The following is a 5,632-nucleotide window of genomic DNA, read 5'->3' as shown; positions in this document are numbered from 1 at the left end:
GGTACTACTTACAGCTTTATTGGCAGCCAAAATGGACGTTCCTTATCGCTCGCCGTACTCGATCATTCCTGTTACCCCAGGGAGATGCCGAATGGCCGCCATATGCCTATTCGCGGGCATCTCCTCGATGATGCATGCCCGCTATATGACACACCTCATGCAAAGACAAAACTATAGCAGGCAAAGGACCTGGACGCAATCGGCGTGTCGTCTTGGAAAAGCTGCTATTGAATCATGATCGGCACTGACTGGGAAACCACGTGCGAATCGGCCTTGAGCACCAGCGTGGCATGGTAGGAACCGGCCTTGACCCTGAGCAACTTCTGGTCTGGCTGGCAGCTGTCCTGACTCCTGTCGGCATGCCAGGTAATGGTCTGCACGTCCTTGTCTCCTGTGGCCATGAGCAGGGTGCGCGCCCCAACCGGGCAGGCATCGGAGCGCCAAATGGTATCCTGACCGCTGGTGATGACGAGCACACGGCCGCCGTCGGAACCATCCACCAAACATGAGCCCGTTCCCTTGTGACGAATGGTTGCCGTAAAGTCGATGGACCCGCCGACCTCAGTGCTGGGATTAGGTGCAGCCAGCTCCAGAGCCAGATCCCCCTTGTTACAGTCAGGAGCTCCGGAGGAACGCTTCTTGCCGGCGTCCTTCTTCTGATCTTTGCCCTGCTTGTCCTTGTCCTTGGTTTTGGTCTTTGCGTCCTGCTGGGCGCTGGTCGAGACTCCCTGGCCCCCATCGCCTCCGCGCAGTGCTCTGATGCCGGCCCCCACGCCCCAAACCAGGCCAGCACAGACCAGCAGGAAGAGCACCGCCAGCAGGGCTGCCGCAATCCTCCGGCGACGATACATCCGCCGCTTCTTTTCGCTAATGCGTCGCTTGGCCATACTTTCCCAGTCTAATCGACAGGGCAGCCTTCACTGCGGCAGACTTAGGCTGCCGTTCTGGCCGATCTCCAGAAGGCCGTCCTCGTCCAGGGAGGCGATACACCGATCAAGTCGGATTTCGTCCTCGCACAGGTGTCTCAGGTCCTCCTTGGAGACGGGCTCGCCCGAAGCCTGCCGTAGGGCCTGAAGAATGGCACCGCGTACCTGCCGGTCGGTGCCCGCGAAGCGCTGCCGGGGCCTGGTTCTGCCTACGCCTAGACCGGGCATTCCGGCCTTGAGAAAGCGGCAGTGGCCGGCCAGAGGACAGATATCGCAGGCCGGCTTGCGGGCGATGCAGACCGTGGCTCCCAGCTCCATGACGGCCTGGTTCCATCGGGCCGAGGGCGGCTCCCGCCAGGCTGCCGACCTGACCTTCGGATCAGCAAGTCCCAGGCGCCCACTATCTTCCTGGGCACCGCCGTCCTGAACACCGACATCCTCCGGCCCTCCTTCGTCGGCGCTAACAGGCTTCTGCTCTCCGTCCTCAGGCAGGACCTGCCAGGCCAGCTGGCGCTCCTCTCGGCTGGCAGCGCCACCGGTGGATTCACGCCCCAGAAAGACCCTGGAAAGCACCCTGCGAATATTGGTGTCGATGACGGCGATCCGCTCGCCGTAGGCAAAGCTCATGACAGCGCTGGCTGTGTAGTCGCCGATGCCAGGCAGGGCCACCAGCTGGTCGTAATCCCGGGGCAGCCGGTCTGCATACTGGCCGGCCACCTGCTGTGCGCACTCCTGCAAGCGCAGGGCTCGGCGCGGGTAGCCCAGTCGGCCCCAGGCCGTGATGACTTCAGCTTTGGGTGCGGCAGCGAGGGAGGCCGCATCCGGCCAAACCTTCATCCAGGCCACCCAGTAGGGCACCACCCTGCTCATCTGGGTTTGCTGGCTCATGACCTCGGATACCAGGACCCCCCAAGGCGTGGTTCGCCCAAAGCGCCAGGGCAGGTCGCGGGCATATCGGCTCCACCAGTCGAACAGCCTCAGGCGGATAGGCTCAATCTCCGCCGAGGCCGTTTCCGCGTTCTCCATGGTCACACCGCCCTTCGCCATCCGATTCTGCCTCATTCAACCGCCGTATTCTGCCTGACGGTGCCGACCGATGTTCCCTTACCTGTCGTTTGGCGACGGTAGGTTGGCCTCATGAACAGGCAGGAGCAGGAGCAGGAGCGGTCCGACGACCCATCGAAGGCTGTCGAAAGCATGTACGAGTACGGATACCGCAAATCGAATTATGGTCCGGATGAACTGGTCACCGACGCCCACGGCAACCCCATCTCGGTAGTGGACGCCATGATGAAGGCCGAGCAGGCCAGCCGGGTGAAGACCTCCACACCCCACCTGTGCTACTACTCGCCGCGGATCCCCGGCAACACCGGCTCGGCCATCCGCCTGTGCGCCGTGACTGGCACCATCCTGCATCTGATAGAGCCCCTGGGCTTCAACCTCAAGGACACCAAGTTGCGCCGGGCCGGCCTGGACTACCATGACATGGCCCACGTGGTCCTGCACCCGGACTTCGACGACCTGGTCCGTTCCATGCCCGGCAGCCGGATCATCGCCTTCACCGCCCACGCCGACAAGCTCTACACCGAGGTCAACTACCGGCCGGACGACATCCTCCTGTTCGGCCCCGAGCCGGGCGACATCCCCGACCCCATGGACATTATGGCCGGCCCTCACGTGGCCGAACAGGTCAGGCTGCCCATGCGGCCCAGCCTGCGCAGCCTGAACCTGACCAACTGCGCATCCATAGCCATCTACGAGGCCTGGAGGCAGCTGGGATTCCAAGGCGGCCGCTGAAAAACCGCGAGCACGCTCAGTTCTTGAAACTATGAATAGGCGCTGGGATGTGTCCGCCCCGGTTGACGAAGTCGGCACAGGAGCGGGTATTGACAGGCACGACCGGCCCGCCGCCCATGAGCCCGCCGAACTCGGCCCACTCGCCCACCTGCTTGCCGATGACAGGAATGACCCTGACTGCGGTGGTCTTCTGATTAATCATGCCTATGGCCGCCTCGTCGGCGATAAGGCCGGAGATGGATTCCGCGGAAGTGTCCCCGGGGATGGGAACCATGTCCAGCCCCACCGAGCAGACGCAGGTCATGGCCTCAAGCTTCTCCAGGGTCAGGCTTCCCTCTTGCGTAGCCTGGATCATGGCGGCATCCTCGGACACGGGAATAAAGGCTCCAGACAGCCCGCCCACCGAGCTGGAAGCCATGATGCCGCCCTTCTTGACCTGATCGTTGAGGATGGCCAGGGCCGCAGTGGTCCCTGGGGCGCCCACCTGCTCCAGACCCATGGTCTGCAGGACTTCGCCCACCGAGTCCCCCACCGCAGGGGTGGGCGCCAGGGACAGATCGATGATTCCGAAGGGCACATCTAGACGACGGCTGGCCTCCTGGGCTACCAGCTGCCCCACCCGGGTGATCTTGAAGGCCGTGCGCTTGATGGTCTCGCAGAGCTGCCCGAAGTCCGCTCCCTTGGCGGATTCCAGGGCGGTCTTGACCACGCCAGGCCCGGAGACCCCCACGTTGATGACGGCCGATCCCTGGCTGACCCCATGGAAGCCGCCGGCCATGAAGGGGTTGTCGTCCGGAGCGTTGCAGAAGACCACCAGCTTGGTGCAGCCGGAGCTGTCCGAGTCGGCGGTGCTCTCGGCGGTGGCCTTGACGACCCGGCCCATGAGGGCTACGGCGTCCATATCAATGCCTGTTCTGGTGGAGCCCACGTTGACGCTGGCGCAGACCCGTTCCGTCTGGCTCAGCGCCCTGGGCAGGGACTTGATCAGCAACCGCTCGGCCGGGGTCATGCCCTTGCCGACCAGGGCCGAGTAACCGCCAATCAAATTGACCCCGACCTCCTGGGCCGAGCGGTCCAGGGCCTTGGCCACGGCTACATAGTCCTCCACGGTGTGGCAGGCTCCGGCGGCCACCAGAGAGATAGGGGTGACGGTGATGCGCTTGTTAACGATGGGAATACCGTATTCGCGGGCGATGGAGTCCCCAGTGGACACCAGATCGCCAGCCAAGGAAACGATCCTGCGATGGATGTTCCGGCAGAGCATGTCCACATCTTGACTGGCGCAGTCCAGCAGGCTGATGCCCATGGTGATGGTGCGTACGTCCAGACGCTCCCGATCGATCATGTCGTTGGTCTCCAGGACCTCGTCACGTGTGATCATGGCTGCCTCCTCAGACCCGGTGCATCCTGGTAAAGATCTCCTCGCGCTGGCAGCGGATGGAGACTCCGATGTCCTCTCCCAAAGATTCCATCCGCTGGCTCAGTGCATCGAAATCATCCCTACAGGCGGTGCAGTCCACGATCATCATCATGGTGAAGAAGCCGTCCAGAATGGTCTGCGAAATATCCAGCACATTGACACCTTGCTGGGAGAGGTCTGTGCAGACCTTGCCAATGATGCCAATGGCATCCTTTCCCACCACTGTGATGATCGCCTTGTCCATGGCCGTCCTCCTCATCCACCTCGCCCTTGATCGGACCCCCTGAAAACCAGGACCCCGCTTCCCCCAGCTTAGAGGAGCACCGGGAGAAGCGGGGTCGTAGAGGTCTGCAGTCTGGATTCAGGATTCGCGAGCGGCCGCTGAGGAGGGCAGGGCGATCAGGGCTCTGGGGGCCTTGAATCCCTTGGAGGCGAATCGTTCGGCGATGTCACGGGCAAGATCGCGACCTTTGCCGGCGTCAGCCAGGGCGATGATGGATCCGCCGAACCCGCCGCCGGTCATGCGAGCCCCATAGGCCCCGCTCTGACGTGCTGCATCCACAGCCTCATCCAATTCCGGGCAGGTGACCTCGTAGTCGTCCCTCAGGGAGTCATGGGAGGCATTGATCAGACGGCCGGCCAGGACGTAATCGCCTCTGCCGAAGGCCTCGATGAAGCGGTCCACCCGTCCTATTTCGCTGACCACGTGGCGGACCCGCCGACGCATGGTCTCATCGGGCATCTGCTCCAGCAGGGCAACCAGTGCGGATGGGGGATCAGCAGCGCCATTGACCTGGTCCGCAGCCTGGCGCAGGTTGTCCACCCCCAGCAGATGTGCAGCCTGCTCGCAGGCGGCCCGCCGCTGATCGTATTGGCCATCGTTGAGCTGGTGCTGGGCCCTGGTGTCGACGACCAGCAGCTCCAGGCCCGCAGCCTGCAGGTCGAAGGGGACCTGCCGCACATTGCTCATGGCGTCCAGTTCCGGCCGGCAGTCCAACCGCAGGGCGCAGCCGGATCGACACCGCATGGCAGCGCTCTGATCCATGCCACCGGTGGAGGCTCCGGCCATATCGTTTTCCGCAGTGATGGCGGCCTGGATCAGCCTGACCCGGCCAGCCTCGTCGCCGCCCAGCCCCAGGTCGAACAGGTCATCCAGGGCCAGGGCCACGGCACAGGTCATGGCCGCCGAGGAGCTCAACCCGGATCCCACCGGCACGCAGGAGGCCAGGGCCAGATCGAACCCTCGAACCTGGGGGAAGCCATCCCGCTGCAGGGCCCAGGCCACGCCGACCGGATAGGCTGCCCAGCCGCTCACTCCCCGGGCCTGAAGACCATCCAGGTCAGCCTGGACCGGATTCTCCGGATCCATGGTGGAGACCAGACGGATCCGGCTGTCCGTCCTGGGGCTTGCAGCCACATAGGTACGATTGGGCAGGGCGATGGGCAGGCAGAGACCGGCGTTGTAATCCGTGTGCTCGCCAATGAGATT

The 5,632-nt window shown here is 63.6% G+C and carries 6 protein-coding genes; 1 reads left to right on the top strand and 5 read right to left on the bottom strand.

The genetic code is table 11. The features are described 5' to 3' along the window. Positions 1-224: 224 nt before the first annotated feature. Positions 225-887, bottom strand: a complete 663-nt coding sequence (locus AC0AP0_RS08290; RefSeq protein WP_490430122.1) for a hypothetical protein — start codon at positions 885-887, stop codon at positions 225-227. A gap of 30 nt (positions 888-917) precedes the next feature. After that, positions 918-1,952 (bottom strand): HhH-GPD family protein, encoded by a 1,035-nt coding sequence (locus AC0AP0_RS08285; RefSeq protein WP_375537547.1) that lies wholly within the window; start codon positions 1,950-1,952, stop codon positions 918-920. A 111-nt stretch (positions 1,953-2,063) separates the two neighbouring features. Between AC0AP0_RS08285 and AC0AP0_RS08280 the strand changes: the two genes are divergently transcribed. After that, positions 2,064-2,723 (top strand): tRNA (cytidine(34)-2'-O)-methyltransferase, encoded by a 660-nt coding sequence (locus tag AC0AP0_RS08280; RefSeq protein ID WP_110412481.1) that lies wholly within the window; start codon positions 2,064-2,066, stop codon positions 2,721-2,723. Between the two features lie 16 nt (positions 2,724-2,739). Here the strand turns inward: AC0AP0_RS08280 and AC0AP0_RS08275 are convergent, their stop codons facing one another. From AC0AP0_RS08275 to galK, 3 genes are all read right to left on the bottom strand, one after another. Next, entirely contained in the window at positions 2,740-4,104 is a 1,365-nt protein-coding gene (locus AC0AP0_RS08275; protein ID WP_490430121.1) for a PFL family protein, read from the bottom strand. Between the two features lie 10 nt (positions 4,105-4,114). Beyond that, positions 4,115-4,387, bottom strand: coding sequence for an ACT domain-containing protein (locus tag AC0AP0_RS08270; RefSeq protein ID WP_015021435.1), 273 nt, complete (start codon positions 4,385-4,387; stop codon positions 4,115-4,117). Between the two features lie 117 nt (positions 4,388-4,504). Then, positions 4,505-5,632, bottom strand: a 1,128-nt coding sequence (gene galK / locus AC0AP0_RS08265; protein ID WP_490430120.1) for a galactokinase, incomplete at its 5' end; no start/stop codon positions are given.

Source organism: Bifidobacterium sp. POST2/T3 (B1) (genome assembly GCF_058197115.1).
Note: the sequence above shows the minus strand (reverse complement) of the source record. Positions and strands in the feature narration are given on the sequence as shown.

What these genes read in the sequence shown, in the direction of transcription:
- AC0AP0_RS08285 (WP_375537547.1), bottom strand. Translation starts at nt 1,952, where the DNA reads ATGGAGAACGCGGAAACGGCCTCGGCGGAGATTGAGCCTATCCGCCTG.
- AC0AP0_RS08270 (WP_015021435.1), bottom strand. Translation starts at nt 4,387, where the DNA reads ATGGACAAGGCGATCATCACAGTGGTGGGAAAGGATGCCATTGGCATC.
- AC0AP0_RS08290 (WP_490430122.1), bottom strand. Translation starts at nt 887, where the DNA reads ATGGCCAAGCGACGCATTAGCGAAAAGAAGCGGCGGATGTATCGTCGC.
- AC0AP0_RS08280 (WP_110412481.1), top strand. Translation starts at nt 2,064, where the DNA reads ATGAACAGGCAGGAGCAGGAGCAGGAGCGGTCCGACGACCCATCGAAG.
- AC0AP0_RS08275 (WP_490430121.1), bottom strand. Translation starts at nt 4,104, where the DNA reads ATGATCACACGTGACGAGGTCCTGGAGACCAACGACATGATCGATCGG.